Source organism: Paenibacillus sp. Y916, from assembly GCF_056786435.1.
The window spans coordinates 1-16,179 of the sequence record NZ_JBXCJA010000013.1; the positions used below are offsets into that span (position 1 = coordinate 1).

Below are 16,179 nucleotides of genomic sequence, written 5' to 3' on the forward strand. Positions count from 1 at the left end.
AGTTCTGCTTGTTTTCTGTTTGGATAGATACGAAATTTGTATGCTTTATGTACTAACATGAGTCATACCTCCATCATATCGAGAACGTTTGTTCTATTATATCATACGAAGGAAGTATTTGGCTATCGCCAACCGGAATTCATCTCCCACCTACTCATTGAACTTCGCCCTTCACATTCATTGAGGTGGAAGTCTTCTTTCGGAAAATGATAAAAGAGTCGAATTCTTGTAATCAAAGAATTCGACTCTTTACGTTTATATGTTCCCCAAAAATGTTGGCATTCTATTCTAATTTCTTCAAGTACCTTATTCAACTATCCTGCCCGATCGAAATAAATAATAACGGCTACCGAAGCAACCGCCATTTTACTATCGTTCCCCGTTAGTCAGCGACTTGTATCAGTAAACACTTTAAATCTAGTGCCGTCGATGACATCTTGTACTATCTCACTTGTTTGCTTTTGAGTGGTGTCATAAATAAATTGATTATTTGATAGAGAAGTCTCCATTTTATCCAGTAAAAACAAAGAGCGTTCTAATGAATGGATATCCCACCGCTTCAAACACTTTCTTTTGAGTATACCGAATAAATGAAAACCCCCATGGAGTGCTCCTCCACTGGGGGTTTCTTGTCCTTTGTTTCTGTTGACCGACAGAGATATAGCACGAAGCAATCCTCCCTTGGAGGGGAGAGTCATTACTTAATAACTACATATTCCAAGTTAACAAGTTTTGCGTAGGTAATAATTTGGTCTGTTGTTAAAGTTAATGAAACAACTGTATGGTGACCGCCACCATTCTCGATCCAAGCTTTAACCCCATCTTGGAAGTTTGGCTTAACGTTCCAAAGCACACGAGCTACTGGAAGGTTAGGAGCTGGAACAGTCGGCTCAAATGCAGTAACTTCGTTGATCAAAAGTTTGTAATGAGTTCCAAAGTCAGCCATGGAAACAACTACACCGTCTCCTGCTTTGCCATCAAATACTAAACGGGCTGGATCGTCTTTACCACCAATACCTAACGGAGAAACGATAAGTTTGGGTTTGGTACTTGCCAAAGTAGGATCTACTTCAAGCATATGTGATTGAAGTATTGATTCCTGACCCACAGTTAATTCATAAGTGTAATCTTCCATAAATCCAGTGGATTGGTTATGACTCATTACTTTAAGTAAGCGATCAAGTGCTGCAGTCTTCCAATCTCCTTCACCAGCAAAGCCATATCCTTGTGCCATCAGACGCTGAACTGCAAGTCCAGGAAGTTGCTTCATGCCATGTAAATCTTCGAAGTTCGTTGTGAAGGCATTGTAATCACCTTGATCAAGGAAACGTTTAATGGCGATTTCATAGCTCGCTTGTACTCTTACACTAGCTTCCCATGCTTCCTTACTGTTAGTACCGTAATCAAATTCATAAAGTTCTGAATATTCAACCATCAAAGCGTCGATTTCTTCTTCCTTAACTTCATTCACGAATTGAACAAGGTCTCCAATACCAAAGTAGTCAACAGTCCATCCAAATTGAATTTGTGCTTCAACCTTATCTCCTTCGGTTACTCCAACGTTACGCATGTTGTCACCAAAGCGAGCAACTTTGATGTTGAAACTTTCGTTATATGCAACCGCAACATCCATCCATTCTGCAATTTGCTTTTGTACTTCAGCGCGTCCCCAGTAGCCTACAACAACTTTGTTTTGTTTCTTCAAACGTGCATTAATAAAACCATATTCACGGTCACCGTGAGCTGCTTGGTTAAGATTCATGAAGTCCATATCGATTGTTGCCCAAGGAATGCTCTCATTAAATTGCGTTGCTAGATGAAGCAAAGGCTTTTGCAACAACTTTGTTCCGCGGATCCACATTTTTGCAGGTGAGAACGTATGCATCCAAGTGATGACACCAGCAACTTCGTCACGATAGTTGACTTCTTTCATGATGTTCGTGATTTTATCTGCAGTAACAGCCAAATCTTGTAATACAAGTGGGTAAGGTAAAATTCCACTTTTATTTAAAGCATCCGCCATTGTTTGTGCGTTGGCTTTAACTTCAGATATTGCCTCTTCCCCATAAAGATGCTGTGAACCAACGACAAACCAAAATTCTTTTTTTACGATTGTTGACATATATATCCTCTTTTCTATTTTTTATATTGTTTGATTACTTTTGACCGTAGTAAGCGTCTTTTCCATGTTTGCGTAAGTAATGTTTATCTAGAATACGTTGTGGCAATTCCTCCGCAAAATGGTTTAACTCTCTAGCATATAAATTCATTTTCGATACTTCATCCAATACAACGCTGTTCATTACCGCAGAATTGGCATCTTTTCCCCAAGTAAATGGTCCATGACCCTTAAGTAGGACGCCGGGAACCGCCATAATATCTATCCCTCGCTGCTCAAAAGTTTCAATGATTACATGACCCGTTTCCGCCTCGTAACCACGATCTATTTCCTCTTGTGTCAAGAAACGCGCACACGGTATGGAACCATAGAATGTATCGGCATGTGTCGTCCCCATTACGGGAACATCAAGCCCTGCTTGAGCCCAGATGGTCGCCCAAGTGGAATGCGTGTGTACAATCCCTCCGATTTCAGAGTAATGCTTATAAAGTACTGCGTGAGTAGGTGTATCGGATGAAGGTCTCATATCTCCTTCTACCACATTCCCATCTAGATCAACAACTACCATATCGCTAGCTTTCATCTTCTCATAACTTACACCGCTAGGTTTGATTACGAACAATCCACTCTCACGATCAATAGCACTTACATTTCCCCATGTATATTTAATAAGTCCTTGTTTCGGCAAATCAAGATTGGCTTGAAACACTTCTTCTTTAAGTTGTTCTAACATCTTGCTCCCTCCAGTTTCAGACTAAATTGTCGACAGCGGACTGCTCAATCACCAGACCTTTTTTGTAACGTTCGATAAAGGTTTCGAACCCCTTAACGTCTACCTCATCAGGATGAATCTCTTGCCCTTCAACATCTTTGAACACTTTTTGGTCGAGGAAGTCATCTAAGGCTTCTTCCTGTTCTTTATTTATCATATACGAGGCTAGAATAGCCATTCCCCATGCGCCGCCTTCTCCAGCTGTTGACATTACGGAGACTGGAACATTCATTGCTGCTGCAAGGATCTTCTGGCCAACTACCGGAGTCTTAAATAATCCACCATGAGCTAAAATGCTATCAATAGCGACATTTTCTTTCTTTGTGAGAATATCCATTCCGATCTTCAGAGCTCCAAAAGAAGTAAAAAGATGAGTGCGCATGAAATTTGCCAAATTGAATTTACTCTCAGGTGAGCGGACAAATAGCGGCCGGCCTTGATCTAATCCTGTGATATTTTCACCTGATAAATAACCATAGCTGAGCAAACCTCCACCATCTGGGTCGGCTTCCAATGCTTTATTTAATAGCACACTATACAATTTATCGGAATCTACCTTTTGCCCCATAGCTTCATAGAACTCGCGGAATAATCCGAGCCAAGCGTTGATGTCACTTGAACAGTTATTCGCATGAACCATTCCAACTGGACTTCCGTCCGGTGTAGTGACCATATCTATTTCCGGATATACTTTTGAAAGATCTTTCTCAAGTACAATCATGGCAAAAACAGAAGTTCCTACAGAGACATTCCCGGTGCGTTTTCTCACGCTATTCGTAGCAACCATACCGGTTCCGGCATCCCCTTCCGGTGGACTAAGCGGAATACCATGTTGTAATTGATGTGATGTATCCAGGATTTTGGCTCCCGCTTCAGTTAATACACCTGCTTGCTCACCTGCAACATAGACCTTAGGAAGAAGGTCATTGGTTTTCCACGGATAACATTTACCTGCAACAAGTTCATCAAACTGCTGTATCATGGATTCATTATAATTTCGCGTGGATTCATCAATTGGGAACATACCTGAAGCATCTCCGACACCAAGTGCTTTGTTTCCGGTCAATAACCAATGAATATATCCTGATAATGTCGTAACAAAACGTATCTGTGGCACATGTTCTTCTTCGTCTAATATCGCTTGGTAAAGATGAGCAATACTCCATCGTTCAGGTATATTGAATTGAAATTTATTAGTTAATTCTTTAGCTGCCGCACTCGTTGTTGCATTACGCCAAGTCCGAAACGGAACGAGCAGTTTATCTGTGTCGTCAAAAGCCATATAACCATGCATCATTGCAGAAAATCCAATCGAACCGATGGTTTGAAGGGTGATTCCGTAATTTTGTTCAACTTCTTGCTTCAGCGCGCGATAAGCGTCTTGAAGACCAGTAATAATGTCCTCTAAGCTGTACGTCCAGAAACCGTCTTTCAACTGGTTCTCCCACTCATAACTTCCGGATGCGATTGTTTCAAAGCTATTATCAATCAACACCGCTTTGATACGTGTCGATCCGAATTCGATACCAAGAGAAGTTTCTCCCATAGTAATCGCCTTTACAGTATTTAATCGATTCATTGTTACGTTAATCCCCTCTCAGATAGCAGTTTTAATATCTATAACCAAAAGAAGGCGCTTTCTACTATTGACAACTTCAGTATATTTTCTGTACGTACATTTGTCAATGACATATATAAGGTATACTTACAATTCAAATACTTTTACTATATCCTTTATACTGTTTACATAAAACACTAGATGACTTGAACCCAAATAAGCATATATTTTTGTACTTTATACGTAAATAAGGTATCATATATAAATTCAATCATTAGCGTGTTAAAATATGTACATACAACTATTCTTGGTAAGCAAATTTATTGACCAACACTTATGGAAGAAGTGATTTAATTGAAACCAAAGTATCAGGTCATCATTGATGATTTAAAAAGTAATATTCTTTCAGGAGGTTATAGTGTAGGAGAACAAATCCCTACAGAATCCGCTTTGGAGGATATGTATAAAGTTAGCCGACAGACTGTTCGAAAGGCCATTTTAGCACTATCGAACGAGGGATTTTTAAGAAGTGAAAAAGGATCTGGCACTTATGTTAGTAACCAATATCGATCAAAATCTGGTGGGAATTCGAATAATAAAACTATTGGTGTAATCACAACCTACATTTCTGATTACATTTTCCCCTCAATTATCCGTGGGATTGAAGGTAGATTGAATGAGGATAATTATTCATTACTGTTAGCTAGTACAAATAATGATGTGGCACAAGAAAAAAAAGCTTTGGAAATGATGTTGTCATATGGAGTGGATGGTTTAATTATTGAGCCTACGAAAAGCAATCAATACAATCCTAATATCGCTTACTACCTATCATTCAAAGAACAAGATGTTCCATTCATTATGATCAATGCTTATTATGAGGAAATAGATGTGCCTTTCTTTTGTCTAGATGACGTACAGTCTAGCTATCTTGCAACAAAAGAATTGATTTCTAAAGGGCATACAAAAATTGGAATCATTTCAAAAATGGATGATTTACAAGGAAAGTACCGTATGAAGGGTTATATAAAAGCTCTTGGAGAAGCCAAATTACGATTTCAACCAGAGCAAGTGCTTTCATTCGACACAGAGACGAAGCTAGACCTATCTACGAACTTGGAGAAGTACCTAATTGAAAATAGAGATATGTTGAGTGCGATTGTTTGCTACAACGATGAGGTAGGGTTGGAATTGGTGAATGTATGCAGACAACTTGATATTTCTGTTCCTGAAGAATTATCAATTATTGGCCAGGACAATTCCTATATTTCCAAGAATGCCAATATCAAACTTACCACATTGACACACCCACAAGAACAAATGGGGCGTGATGCAGCTGATTGGGTAATCAAGAAATTACAGGGAAAGAAAGACCTACCAAACAGCACTTATTATCAACCCGTGTTAATTGAAGGTGAGACTGTAATAAAGAGAGAGCCTTCGAAATAAAATAACTTGGTATATTCATCACTAAACTCCATAATGCTCAATCAGTGACTCTACCTTTTTTTAGAAAAATGTTACCTAGAGTCTATTTTATTTCGCCCCAAGCCTTTTTTTCCTCTCCAGTAGGAATATAGAGAAGGTTACCGGGTGCGTATTTCTGGATTTCTTTCAATAGCTTCTCAGGTATTACATCGCTGGCGTTTTCATAATAGACTTACAAAATCCTGTGTCATCAATCGATGCATGCCACCGCAAATTGGATTCAACCCGTGCCACCACTTCTCCCAAATCAAAGGGCCAGAATCATTTAAACACTGAAAAGGAGATAAGCTAAATAGTAACAGATTTATTGGGTAATCAATCAAAATAAAGGAGCATACTGATTTAATTTCACATGGAATTAAAAAAAGTAACTCCCCTAATTGAAGTTACCTTATCAAACCTACACTTCTACACTTTGTAAATTATCGAATTATATATCGTCAAACCTGCCTATAACAATCATTATTCACGCTACTGCAAAGCCAACATTTCCATAATATCAGCAACCATTTGTTTATTTACCTTACATATTAAGAACTTCCCTTTTTTCTCCGTGGTCACTAGTTCTGCATTTACCAACTCTTTGATATGATGCGACACGGTCGGCGCACCTATATTTAGGCAGGAGACGATCTCAGCCACACACAGTCCACCACCCGCTTCAAAGCTGGCCTCATGGGACTCCGCGATTTTCAAATATAGTTCTAACCGATTCTCATTCGAAAGGGCTTTGAAGATTTTCGCCATTTTTTTGGTATCCACTATTGAGCACCCCCTCAAACAATGTCATTATTCGATAATAATCAAATAATTCTAGCTTACTGAGGAGTTCATGTCAATTGGAATAAGCCACAGCAATCAGTTCTGCAAATACGGGGCATAACTTGCAAGCTTATCCCAGTTCGGTGTCGGAATATTCGCCCGCTGCTTCAACTCATTAAACGCATGATGTAGCGCCGACATCTCGTCAGCGGACACCGCTTTATCACTGAGTAGAATTCTGCCAAAAGGGGTTGCCAGGATAACCTTTAGCCCTATGTAGAGCATCCTCCGCTTGTCCCGAGCCAATTGGGATTGACTTGCAGGCGTAACCGTATACCCCAGTGATTCTAATACCCGATGTCCTTCATCTATCGCATCAATGACCTGATTCAGCAGTTTCTTGTTCCCTGCGGCTTGACGCAGATTGCCGTTACTGGCAGGAGCGAGGAAATTCATAGGCAAGATCATCACCAGATGACTTTTCAGCCACTCATCCATATCCTTATAATAAGTCACTTTATATTTGGTGTTCACAAAAGCCTGATCGATCATAGGTCGCCAGGACAGCTCTTCGCCCAGACCACCGATTGACATTTGCCCCTTCGGACCACGTACGCAGATCATCCGGCCATCCTCCCTCCAACCCCCGCTGATCTGAAAAGCGAATGCTACCTTTTTCTCCACAGGACTGCCTGTCTGCAAGTAACTCAGCATCTCAGCGGGGCTCGCATTATTCCCCATGATCACCACATGTCTGCTGTGATTCGCCGCAAGAGCAGGCAGTACCGCCTGGAAATCCGGATATTTCATCACTACAAAAATGATGTCATACTCATCCTCCGGTCGTAGCTCACGAATCACACTCACCTTATCAACCGTAGTACGGATCTGAAAATAATGACGAATCACAAGTCCGTCATTCTGCAATTCATCTACCCGCCGTCCTCTCGCCAACATAGTCACGTCATTCCCACCCCTGACCAACACATGGGCAAGATAACTTCCCAAGACCCCTGCCCCATAAACCAATACTCTCATTCGATATCCTCCTGTTTTCACTTTTTTTGAGTGTAACTGTTTCCTCGATCTTCAACTAACCAACTATCCTCCCCTAATCCACCATCGTTATTACAATTCGATAACTATCGAATTGTATTTTATATTATATGGTCCTTATTGTCAATGTGTTATTGAGAATTTCAAAATACAAAAAAAACTCCTATCCAGCATTACGCCAGTGGAGCTTCTATATCATTGATTCAAACGAATATCCATCAAACCTTTTATCCCCCCGCCGCCTAATAAAAGATTTCATAGATCATCTATGCACTCTCTTTATATCTTTATTAAACCAATGGATATAACCACAACGGTGACAGGTCAATGTATTGGCTGAACGGTTCGCAAAATCGAGATTAAGAAAACTAATCCTCCCTAATATAGTCAACAACCACAAGCGTTCCGTTTTCTTTGCCAAAAGTAATGGTCTCCATCGTCTTGTAGTAAGCAGGCTCACTTGTCTTTGTTACATAAGTAATATTCGCAGTCGTGCCGTTAATTTCAACTTCGAAATCTACGACCCAGGGACTGGAGACGCCGATATTGAAATTCCATTTCTCTCCGCTTCTAACGATTTGCTCTTGTTTAAATTTCTCTTTCATTTCCTCTGACATCATTTCATAGCGCTGTTGTCCATCTCGTGTTTGAAGTCCTTCTGCCCAAACCGTAGCAAGTTGTCTAGTCGACTTCTCATAATCGAAAAGATGATTCACCTGATCCCCTTCTTTCTCTACAGGGTTGGAGATAAATCCTGTACTAAAGATCAGCGTGACAATAAAAGTGGATACAAGCACAAGTTGAGTCGGTTTTTTATAATGTAACACGTTTTTGATTCTAGCCTTAATATTACTTTCGCCAAAGGCAAGAGGACTGCCCTTTACCAGATTATTCTTACCCACTGCAAGCGAAAGCAAAGATTTGGAGTAGTTGCCTTTGATATCGTTACCCAACTTTTTTAGGACCCTTTCGTCGCAGGACATTTCCATATCCTTGCTCATTAATGCAAATGATAACCATATCAAAGGGTTGAACCAATGCATAACAAGCACCAAAAATGCTAAAGGTTTTATAAGATAATCCAGCCTTTGGATATGAGTCTGTTCATGAGCCAGTATATATGAAAGTTCATTTTGACTTATGCCTGCAGGAATGAATATTCTAGGTTTAATAAATCCGCACACAAATGGTGTTGCAATGCTATCCGTTTCAAAAACATTATCTTTTACAAGAGTTGCCGTTCTTACATGATTTAGGACTTTCACGTAAGATCTGACGCTGTAGATAAGTATTATGGTGATGCCAACAACCCATATTATACTGGCAATCTCCATAACGATTTGCATAGGATTTACGCTCCCTGTTGGTGTAGCAGGTGGAAGCGTTGTGTTCACAACGTGATTGATACTTTGGATTCCGAGATCAACAGCAGGATTGTGCATAAGACCGATTTGGTTAGGAACATACTCCATAGCTCTTGTACCTGACTGGGCATTATACTTCAAGAAACTTAAAAAGCTGAAGTTCGAGGTGAAACTAAAAGGGAGAACAAGTCTTATCAGTACAGGCAACCATAATATATATAAGAAAATCTTAGGGGTTTTTCTGAAGAAAACCCTTAACACAATGACTACCATAACGACATAACTTGCTGTAATGCTCATATTAAGGATAGCCGTAAATAAGCTTGTCATTTGGTCGACTCCTCTATAATACGTTTCAACTCTTCCGCTTCTTGTTCAGTAATCTTCTTCCCACCTAAAAATGCCGTCAAAAACTGAGGCAGAGAGCCATCAAAGGCTTTTTTCATTAGAGTTTGACTCTCGTTTTTTTGAACTTCTTTTTTTTTGACAAGCGCTGAAACCGTAGCATCTTCATTGTGTAGGATCCCGCGCTCACAGAGCTTTCTTAGAACTGTGTATGTAGTGGATTTTTTCCAACCAAGCTTTTCAAGGCTAAGCTTTACTAACTCAGTTGAATTGAAAGGTTCATGCTCCCATATTAAATTCACAAATTTATACTCTGCATCGAATAATTTGTACTGCTCTATCATCACTAACCTCCCGAAGTTTATCGCAGTAGACCTCGTAAGGAGTTTATCCGAATAGACCTTTATTATCAATACATTAATACAATATAATCATCCACATCTTAGGGCATATATTCATGTGACTACTTTTGCAGGAAACCCATTGGAAAGCAACTTTAATAGTCCGATTCAGATGTGCTGATGTTCAAAGAAATATAGTTTAGGCTGACAAATTTTAAAATATAAACGGCAGTCTGGACGAGGAAAATATAGTCCAAGACTGCCGTAGCTTTATTGCACTAACGTGTCCCGTTAGTTTAGCGAATCATTAGTATGGTTCGATACACGATTAGCTTCTAAATGAATATATTTAAGCAATGCTACTAGGTCAGTCAATCTTTCTATTTGTAATTTATAATAACGTTTGGGTTTGAGTTGCTTTATCGCTATTGCTTCATGAATCAGTCCGTGCCACTTTTTCGGCAATTTATTAATTCCGTATATTCCAGATCCAACTTTGCTCGTTATATCATGCTCTTTTAACGTATACAATTGTCGCAACATTCCAAGAGTACACCACTCGACTGCTTCATCAAGTTGCTCGATATTAATTTCTTGTTCCGATAAATTGTCAATCGATAATTGTTTCTCTAATCGATCTATCCAATTAACCCAATAGCTATTTAGATTGTTAATTACATATTCGAGCAGAGCATCAATTTCTAAATCGTAATTAAACTTTAACTCGGAGCCATAAATCTTAATACCGTGTTTTTTTAATATCCACCAAGTAATCGGATTAATATCTGCTCCCCAACCATTAGTATGTATTTGTTTATTGTAGTAAGTCAGTAAGGAACTAGATTCAATTTGCTTATTCCCTAGGTCATCGAGGAGTATGTAAGCACCCATAATATCAGTGTTCGGAAACTCAATCTCTAACTCTTCATGTGCCGTCAAAATTGCTTGGATATCAGACTGAGTAAGTGGTTTTCGAACAATTACTAGAAAGTCGATATCACTTGAACCCTCAATATAGTCCTTTAACGCAATCGAGCCATAAAGATAAACTGATTCAATGTTCGAAGTACGGACGCTTAAAGAACTACACAACTGAAACATCGTTTTTTCAACTAAAGCAGGTAACATGGTCCGCTCCTCCGATTCAAATTTCCATTCTTAAGCCTTATTGTAGGTGTTGTATACTTTTGTGAAAAGGGAAAAAATCATCTTTCTTTTTCTAGTTTTTTAATAAAGATCTGTTGAACATAACTGCCCGTTAGCGGAAAAGGCCTGCTGAACCATTACTGTCGCCAAGTCTTTCCCTGATGTTTATTGAACTATAGTGTCCCGTTTGCTTAATCATCCGATCTCTCATCAAGTTATTTAACTATAATCTTCGCGTCATTGTAAACGACCGTTTCCATCAGTGCAAAAGAGCTATCCGGTCCCGTATTAGGTTGCTATGTGTACGAGTCACTTTTCATATACTTCATATCTGTAAATCTTGGTCCTGCAACAAACCCAAGCCTTTGGTATAAGTGTTCTGCTGGATTTCCAATTAACATATGTAGTTTTATAACCGGCGTAATTGAATATGCCGCTGTCATAGAGTATTTTATCATAGCTTGCGCAAGTCCTTTTCCGCGGTATTCCGGTAGTACAAACACATCATTTATACCTGAAAAATTGTTAACTATCTCCGGATGTACACCTGCAATACAGCCGCCTATAATTCTGCCTGTGCTTTTTTCCTTTGCTACCACTACTTGATTAAGTGTATTAGTTGCTGTGTACCATTCGAAACAATTTCTAATTGTTTCATTAATTTCTTCAATACTTTCTTCCCCAAAGACTTCATAAACTATTCCACCAAGAAATGAATTCCTGAGGGCTCTGGCCATTTCTGGTATATCGCTTTCTTTTGGCGTTTCGAGGAAATAGCAATCATCAAGTGAGTAACTTAATTTATCGGTCGGTCGGCACATAATTTGTCTCGGTCGCCAAGTTTCTGCACCGAAGCTCATTAATATATCAATATTTTCTGTAAGTATACCTTTTAATTGGATTTCCCCTTCTGAGCTCATTGCTTCTCCTTGCAGCAATAACAACTTCCAAAATAATCTTCTATCACAAAAAGGTGCAATTAGAAAAGGAAACATGATTACATTAGGAGCAATAATCGCACCACCCACTTTTTCTCCATCACAATACAAAAAATAACAATCTTCAGACCATTTTGTATCATTTAGCCGAGCATTCCAGTCGTACCACATCTCGATATCTGCTTGTGAATATATGGTTTGATATACGGCAAACAAGTTCTTATTTGCTTTTTCAAAATAATGATTTTTCATTTACAATCCTCATTCCAAAAATATTTTTCACCCTATTTAACAAAGGACCTACCATTATCTTACTAATATTATTTACAGTAGGTGCTGATCGAACAACATCAACCTTACTTATAATTTCTTTGCATTTAGTCAGTTGAGCTTTTGATTTATTTTCCTTAATTCGACACTTACCAACAAATCCCTTCACAGAAAATAAGAAAGCACCCGTCACTTCAAACAGGCGCTATCTTTAAATTTAATATTTGAATCCTAATTATTTCAGTACCAACATTACACTTCACATGTTATTGCATGTTTACACTCATTGGCAGGTTTAGCATCTTCGCTTCACTCTTCAACTCGCACTTCCGCTTTACTACTATTTGTAATATGGTTCAGCGCGTATATTCTTACTTCAAAGCTACTTCCAAGGACTACATTGTTGTAAAAATTCGTGTGTAGATGGTTTCCACTTTCTATGGAACCAAAGAAGTGTTTAGACTGAAGAATTGCTCATGAATTGAACTACTCCAATTGTAAAAAAGAAGAGCACTAGAACAATTATAAAGATAATTACAAACTTTAAGAACCTAGAGAAATGTGTTTTGTGATGAAGTTGACTCTCGACAATTTCCAAACGATTTTTAAGTTCTTGTATCTCTTTTTCGTGTTCGATTGATTCCTCCCCCTTTCTCAGGTGCATTCATCCGCATCAGTTGAATACTCATCCATATGCAATTAATCTTTCGAGTTTTATGATTCCGCTATGAGCCCCTTTATCTTTGATTTAAAAATATCCCATCTAGTATCATATCCTACATTATAGTTCCACCCGCTTGAACGGAGTTTCTCGCCTAAATTAATGTAATCGGTTCGTTGCTTAGCGGTTAGGCTAACCGCTAAGGTTTCGTCACCAGCCTTGAACTCTTTCAAGTAATCATGTAGCTTCCAAAGAATATCTTCCTTATCATCATCTCTTACCATTCCAGTGTGTAAGATAACTGCATCAATAGCATCATCTAATTTTTGAGTAACAAGAGGTTCGTTATCCCAATTATTATCTATTTGATACTGTATTATTGCTTTGCCTGGACGTAAAACAGATGTCAAAGATTCAGAATGGATTGCAAAGCTTCTACGTCATGGGCTACTTAAAGCAAGTTTCATTCCAGATCGAAATCAACGGGAGCTTCGAGAACTTGTTCGATATCGTCGTAGTATCATTGAAGAAAGGGCTAGACAACATAATCGAATTCAAAAAGTGTTAGAAGGAGCCAATATTAAACTCAGCTCTGTTGTCTCTGATATTATGGGCGTCTCCTCTCGCGACATGCTCCGTGCCATTGCTGGTGGTGAAGATGATCCTGAGAAACTAGCGAACTTCGCTAGACGCACCATGAAACGAAAAAAGGATGAGCTCGCGCTTGCTCTTCAAGGTTATGTAAACCCTCACCAACGGCTGATGATTAAGACCATTTTAACTCACATTGATTTTTTAAGTGAGCAGATCGTGATTTTAGATCAGGAAGTCGCTACGAGAGTAGTCCCTTTTCATGACGATGTCGAACGTTTAGATTCAATTCCTGGGATAGCCACTCGAATGGCAGAACAAATCTTAGCGTAAATTGGAACCAATATTAAGAAGCAGTTTCCCAGTGCTGCGCATTTATGCTCATGGGCTGGCCTTGTACCTGGGCATAACGAAAGTGCAGGAAAGAGAAAATCTACTAAAGCTAAAAATGGAAATAAATATCTAAAGTCCGCCTTAGTTGAAGCAGCCCATTCAGTTGCAGCGTCAAAGAACTATCTAGGTGCCATGTATAGACGAACGGCAGCGCGAAAAGGAAGGAAACGGGCAGCGATCTCTGTCGCGCATGCTATGTTGAGAATATCCTACTATCTGTTAACACGTGAAGAAATGTATGTAGACCTAGGCGAAGATTATTTTGACAAACAGAAGCAACAATCTATTGTGAAATACGCAGTTCGACGACTAGAAAACCTGGGTTATTCTGTAACTATTGCAGAAGTCTCTTAATTCTTTAATATACTGATATTCATTAATTCGGGTGCTGCAACCTTTAAAAAATGAATGAGCTGCGTCTTATTTACTTTTGCCTTTTTACAGTAACTGCAGATTTATTTTCATGGGAGTTTAACAAGAAAAGCAATACTGTTGTTACACTAAAGCACCCGTTACTTTAATAAGCCTTTAATTAATTTCTTCCCCATTTATCTTTAAAAATAAGATGTTCTAAAGAACGCCTTTTTTCCCAATTAGCTAATTCTAAAATAGGTTTATCTGGATAATCATTAGTATAACCAATAGAGATAAGAGCAATAGGATCAATATGTGGTGGTATTTCTAAAATGTCTCGGATATCATTCTTCTTATAAAAACTTACCCACCCCATCGCAAGTCCTTCAGCACAAGCTGCTAACCACATATTTTGAATAGCACATGCTGTTGATAAAATGTCTGTCTCAGGAATTGAATTTCGTCCTAATACATGTGAACCTCCTCTTGAAGGGTCACATGTTACACAAATAGTTATAGGAGCTTCTTTTAATCCTTCAACTTTTAAACCAAGGAACTTCGTTTCCTTTTCCCCATCATAATGAATAGCTAATGCTTGTCTTTCCTTATCTGCTGCCCAAGCTAATTTTTCTTTAACTTCATCAGAGGAAATTAAAATAAAGTTCCAAGGTTGCATAAATCCTACTGAAGGGGCATGATGAGCTGCATTTAATATTTTATGTATCATGTTTTCTGGGATAGGAGTTGACAAAAAGCTTCGAATATCTCTCCTGTTATAAATAACTTTATAAATAGAATCTCTTTCTTCATTAGTAAACATAAAATTTATCACCCTCTACTTTACTTAAATATCTATTTTAATCTTATATCATTTTTTACTAACCTGCCCCTTTAGTTCAATAAGAAATATTTAATCTTTTTAATGTGGAGCCCTGTGCGTCCCTATACCCGTTAGCCATACATGCAGCGCAAGAGCAGCGCTGCACCACAGAGGATGAAAATGGATACCACTGTCTATACTGTTTGTACGGCTGGCGAAGAAGGTCGATAAGCTATGGTGCCATAGAGCCCAACCGTTAGTCTGACTCCGACCACCACGGTGCATCACAGAATGTCGCACCCTATATGGGTAGCACTCATGCGAGATTAATCCTTTTTGGTTGTTGCACCAGCCTTGCCTTTTTGTTTGTTGTCTATGATGTTTTTTGTGCTTAAAAGATCTAACAATCTCTATATGATTACTCAAGAGGCTCAGCCTTTTTTTAAAAAGTGTTATTCTGGGTCTACTTTATTATGCTCTTTTTCAGGGTTTGAGCTAATTTAATTTTCATGGGAGAACAGTGTTGAAGACATATGATTATCTTTATAGTTTTTTCTTACATTTTACAATTATAAATTTTATTGGAGGTTTATTTTTCATGTTCTTACTTGACTCGTCAATTTCTGAAAACTCTACCAGTCCATATTTTTCAAATTCTTGTTTTATAGAGTCAGAATCATAAAAAAACATTTTTACGCCTTCCATTATCTCGAAATAGTCTTTATCCAATTGTTTGCCCTTTCCAAACATTGGGGCTTTTTTTGAAACAGTTGTAAAAATCATATATCCATTTGGCTTTAATTGATTATAGCAATCTTTGATAAACTTATCTCTCTCACGATTATTCAATAAGTGAATAAGTGCATAGCAAAATATACCGTCATAAAGTTTGTTATCAAAAGGCATGTCAGTTACTGAACCATGAAAAACACTATTATTAAGCCCATTTTGCCTCGCCAAATCAATCGCTGTTTTTGAAATCTCAATACCTGTTACATTTATTCCATTGTCAATAAAGACCTTTGCATTTCTGCCATATCCAAAACCTGGTACCAGTATGTCCTTAACATTCTTTTCAAGGAAAAAGTCCTTTGTCACGATTGCTGAGTCTGTAGGTTCAAATCCCCACATCGTTTGTTTTTCTATAAAACTTGATTCCCAGAATTCCGTCATATTTCTATCTCCTTTATGTCTTATTTTA

At 38.4% G+C, this 16,179-nt stretch carries 17 protein-coding genes and 1 pseudogene; 4 read left to right on the top strand and 14 right to left on the bottom strand.

Annotated elements, in window-relative coordinates:
• The 4 genes from AC1TO9_RS20380 to AC1TO9_RS20395 form a co-directional block, all read right to left on the bottom strand.
• Positions 1–59, bottom strand: a 59-nt coding sequence (locus AC1TO9_RS20380; RefSeq protein WP_482058814.1) for a helix-turn-helix domain-containing protein, incomplete at its 3' end; no start/stop codon positions are given.
• A 638-nt stretch (positions 60–697) separates the two neighbouring features.
• Positions 698–2,122 (bottom strand): L-arabinose isomerase, encoded by a 1,425-nt coding sequence (gene araA / locus AC1TO9_RS20385; protein ID WP_482060337.1) that lies wholly within the window; start codon positions 2,120–2,122, stop codon positions 698–700.
• 34 nt (positions 2,123–2,156) lie between these two features.
• A complete protein-coding gene (locus AC1TO9_RS20390; protein ID WP_482057313.1) occupies positions 2,157–2,852 on the bottom strand; it encodes an L-ribulose-5-phosphate 4-epimerase in 696 nt (231 codons plus the stop codon).
• Positions 2,853–2,868: 16 nt separating this feature from the next.
• The gene (locus tag AC1TO9_RS20395) at positions 2,869–4,470 is read right to left on the bottom strand and encodes a xylulokinase (protein WP_482060338.1); all 1,602 of its coding nucleotides are present in this window, start codon (positions 4,468–4,470) and stop codon (positions 2,869–2,871) included.
• A 333-nt stretch (positions 4,471–4,803) separates the two neighbouring features.
• Between AC1TO9_RS20395 and AC1TO9_RS20400 the strand changes: the two genes are divergently transcribed.
• Positions 4,804–5,898: a substrate-binding domain-containing protein gene (locus tag AC1TO9_RS20400; RefSeq protein ID WP_482057315.1), complete on the top strand. Its 1,095-nt coding sequence runs from the start codon at positions 4,804–4,806 to the stop codon at positions 5,896–5,898.
• A gap of 510 nt (positions 5,899–6,408) precedes the next feature.
• On the opposite strand, the gene AC1TO9_RS20405 is transcribed toward AC1TO9_RS20400, so the two are convergent.
• From AC1TO9_RS20405 to AC1TO9_RS20435, 7 genes are all read right to left on the bottom strand, one after another.
• Positions 6,409–6,699: an ArsR/SmtB family transcription factor gene (locus tag AC1TO9_RS20405; RefSeq protein ID WP_482057316.1), complete on the bottom strand. Its 291-nt coding sequence runs from the start codon at positions 6,697–6,699 to the stop codon at positions 6,409–6,411.
• A 96-nt stretch (positions 6,700–6,795) separates the two neighbouring features.
• Entirely contained in the window at positions 6,796–7,737 is a 942-nt protein-coding gene (locus tag AC1TO9_RS20410; RefSeq protein WP_482057317.1) for a ketopantoate reductase family protein, read from the bottom strand.
• A gap of 386 nt (positions 7,738–8,123) precedes the next feature.
• Positions 8,124–9,449: a M56 family metallopeptidase gene (locus tag AC1TO9_RS20415; protein ID WP_482057318.1), complete on the bottom strand. Its 1,326-nt coding sequence runs from the start codon at positions 9,447–9,449 to the stop codon at positions 8,124–8,126.
• On the bottom strand, positions 9,446–9,805 hold the full coding sequence (locus AC1TO9_RS20420; protein ID WP_482057430.1) for a BlaI/MecI/CopY family transcriptional regulator: 360 nt from the start codon (positions 9,803–9,805) through the stop codon (positions 9,446–9,448). Before AC1TO9_RS20420 ends, AC1TO9_RS20415 begins: the two co-directional genes overlap by 4 nt.
• Before the next feature lie 291 nt (positions 9,806–10,096).
• Positions 10,097–10,933: a nucleotidyltransferase domain-containing protein gene (locus AC1TO9_RS20425; RefSeq protein WP_482060339.1), complete on the bottom strand. Its 837-nt coding sequence runs from the start codon at positions 10,931–10,933 to the stop codon at positions 10,097–10,099.
• 314 nt (positions 10,934–11,247) lie between these two features.
• On the bottom strand, positions 11,248–12,141 hold the full coding sequence (locus AC1TO9_RS20430; RefSeq protein WP_482057320.1) for a GNAT family N-acetyltransferase: 894 nt from the start codon (positions 12,139–12,141) through the stop codon (positions 11,248–11,250).
• 732 nt (positions 12,142–12,873) lie between these two features.
• Complete coding sequence (locus tag AC1TO9_RS20435) at positions 12,874–13,230, bottom strand: hypothetical protein (RefSeq protein ID WP_482060340.1); 357 nt, start codon at positions 13,228–13,230, stop codon at positions 12,874–12,876.
• On the opposite strand from AC1TO9_RS20435, the gene AC1TO9_RS20440 reads away from it, so the two are divergent.
• The 3 genes and pseudogenes from AC1TO9_RS20440 to AC1TO9_RS20450 all read left to right on the top strand — a co-directional run bounded on the left by AC1TO9_RS20440 (position 13,205) and on the right by AC1TO9_RS20450 (position 14,158).
• Positions 13,205–13,744, top strand: a complete 540-nt coding sequence (locus AC1TO9_RS20440) for an IS110 family transposase (protein WP_482057323.1) — start codon at positions 13,205–13,207, stop codon at positions 13,742–13,744. The genes AC1TO9_RS20435 and AC1TO9_RS20440 overlap by 26 nt on opposite strands.
• Before the next feature lie 12 nt (positions 13,745–13,756).
• Positions 13,757–13,915 (top strand): annotated as a pseudogene (locus AC1TO9_RS20445) (IS110 family transposase); the annotation flags it as partial.
• Positions 13,916–13,936: 21 nt separating this feature from the next.
• Positions 13,937–14,158 (top strand): hypothetical protein, encoded by a 222-nt coding sequence (locus AC1TO9_RS20450; RefSeq protein WP_482060341.1) that lies wholly within the window; start codon positions 13,937–13,939, stop codon positions 14,156–14,158.
• 178 nt (positions 14,159–14,336) lie between these two features.
• Here the strand turns inward: AC1TO9_RS20450 and bluB are convergent, their stop codons facing one another.
• The 3 genes from bluB to AC1TO9_RS20465 form a co-directional block, all read right to left on the bottom strand.
• Complete coding sequence (bluB, locus tag AC1TO9_RS20455) at positions 14,337–14,978, bottom strand: 5,6-dimethylbenzimidazole synthase (RefSeq protein WP_482057325.1); 642 nt, start codon at positions 14,976–14,978, stop codon at positions 14,337–14,339.
• A gap of 99 nt (positions 14,979–15,077) precedes the next feature.
• Positions 15,078–15,266, bottom strand: coding sequence for a hypothetical protein (locus AC1TO9_RS20460; protein ID WP_482060342.1), 189 nt, complete (start codon positions 15,264–15,266; stop codon positions 15,078–15,080).
• Between the two features lie 255 nt (positions 15,267–15,521).
• A complete protein-coding gene (locus AC1TO9_RS20465; RefSeq protein WP_482060441.1) occupies positions 15,522–16,151 on the bottom strand; it encodes a class I SAM-dependent methyltransferase in 630 nt (209 codons plus the stop codon).
• Between the last annotated feature and the right edge of the window lie 28 nt (positions 16,152–16,179).

Bases quoted from the DNA above. Each gene is read 5' to 3' on its own strand.
- araA (WP_482060337.1), bottom strand. From the start codon at position 2,122: ATGTCAACAATCGTAAAAAAAGAATTTTGGTTTGTCGTTGGTTCACAG.
- AC1TO9_RS20430 (WP_482057320.1), bottom strand. From the start codon at position 12,141: ATGAAAAATCATTATTTTGAAAAAGCAAATAAGAACTTGTTTGCCGTA.
- AC1TO9_RS20425 (WP_482060339.1), bottom strand. From the start codon at position 10,933: ATGTTACCTGCTTTAGTTGAAAAAACGATGTTTCAGTTGTGTAGTTCT.
- AC1TO9_RS20450 (WP_482060341.1), top strand. From the start codon at position 13,937: ATGTATAGACGAACGGCAGCGCGAAAAGGAAGGAAACGGGCAGCGATC.
- AC1TO9_RS20415 (WP_482057318.1), bottom strand. From the start codon at position 9,449: ATGACAAGCTTATTTACGGCTATCCTTAATATGAGCATTACAGCAAGT.
- AC1TO9_RS20410 (WP_482057317.1), bottom strand. From the start codon at position 7,737: ATGAGAGTATTGGTTTATGGGGCAGGGGTCTTGGGAAGTTATCTTGCC.
- AC1TO9_RS20395 (WP_482060338.1), bottom strand. From the start codon at position 4,470: ATGAATCGATTAAATACTGTAAAGGCGATTACTATGGGAGAAACTTCT.
- AC1TO9_RS20465 (WP_482060441.1), bottom strand. From the start codon at position 16,151: ATGACGGAATTCTGGGAATCAAGTTTTATAGAAAAACAAACGATGTGG.
- bluB (WP_482057325.1), bottom strand. From the start codon at position 14,978: ATGTTTACTAATGAAGAAAGAGATTCTATTTATAAAGTTATTTATAAC.
- AC1TO9_RS20390 (WP_482057313.1), bottom strand. From the start codon at position 2,852: ATGTTAGAACAACTTAAAGAAGAAGTGTTTCAAGCCAATCTTGATTTG.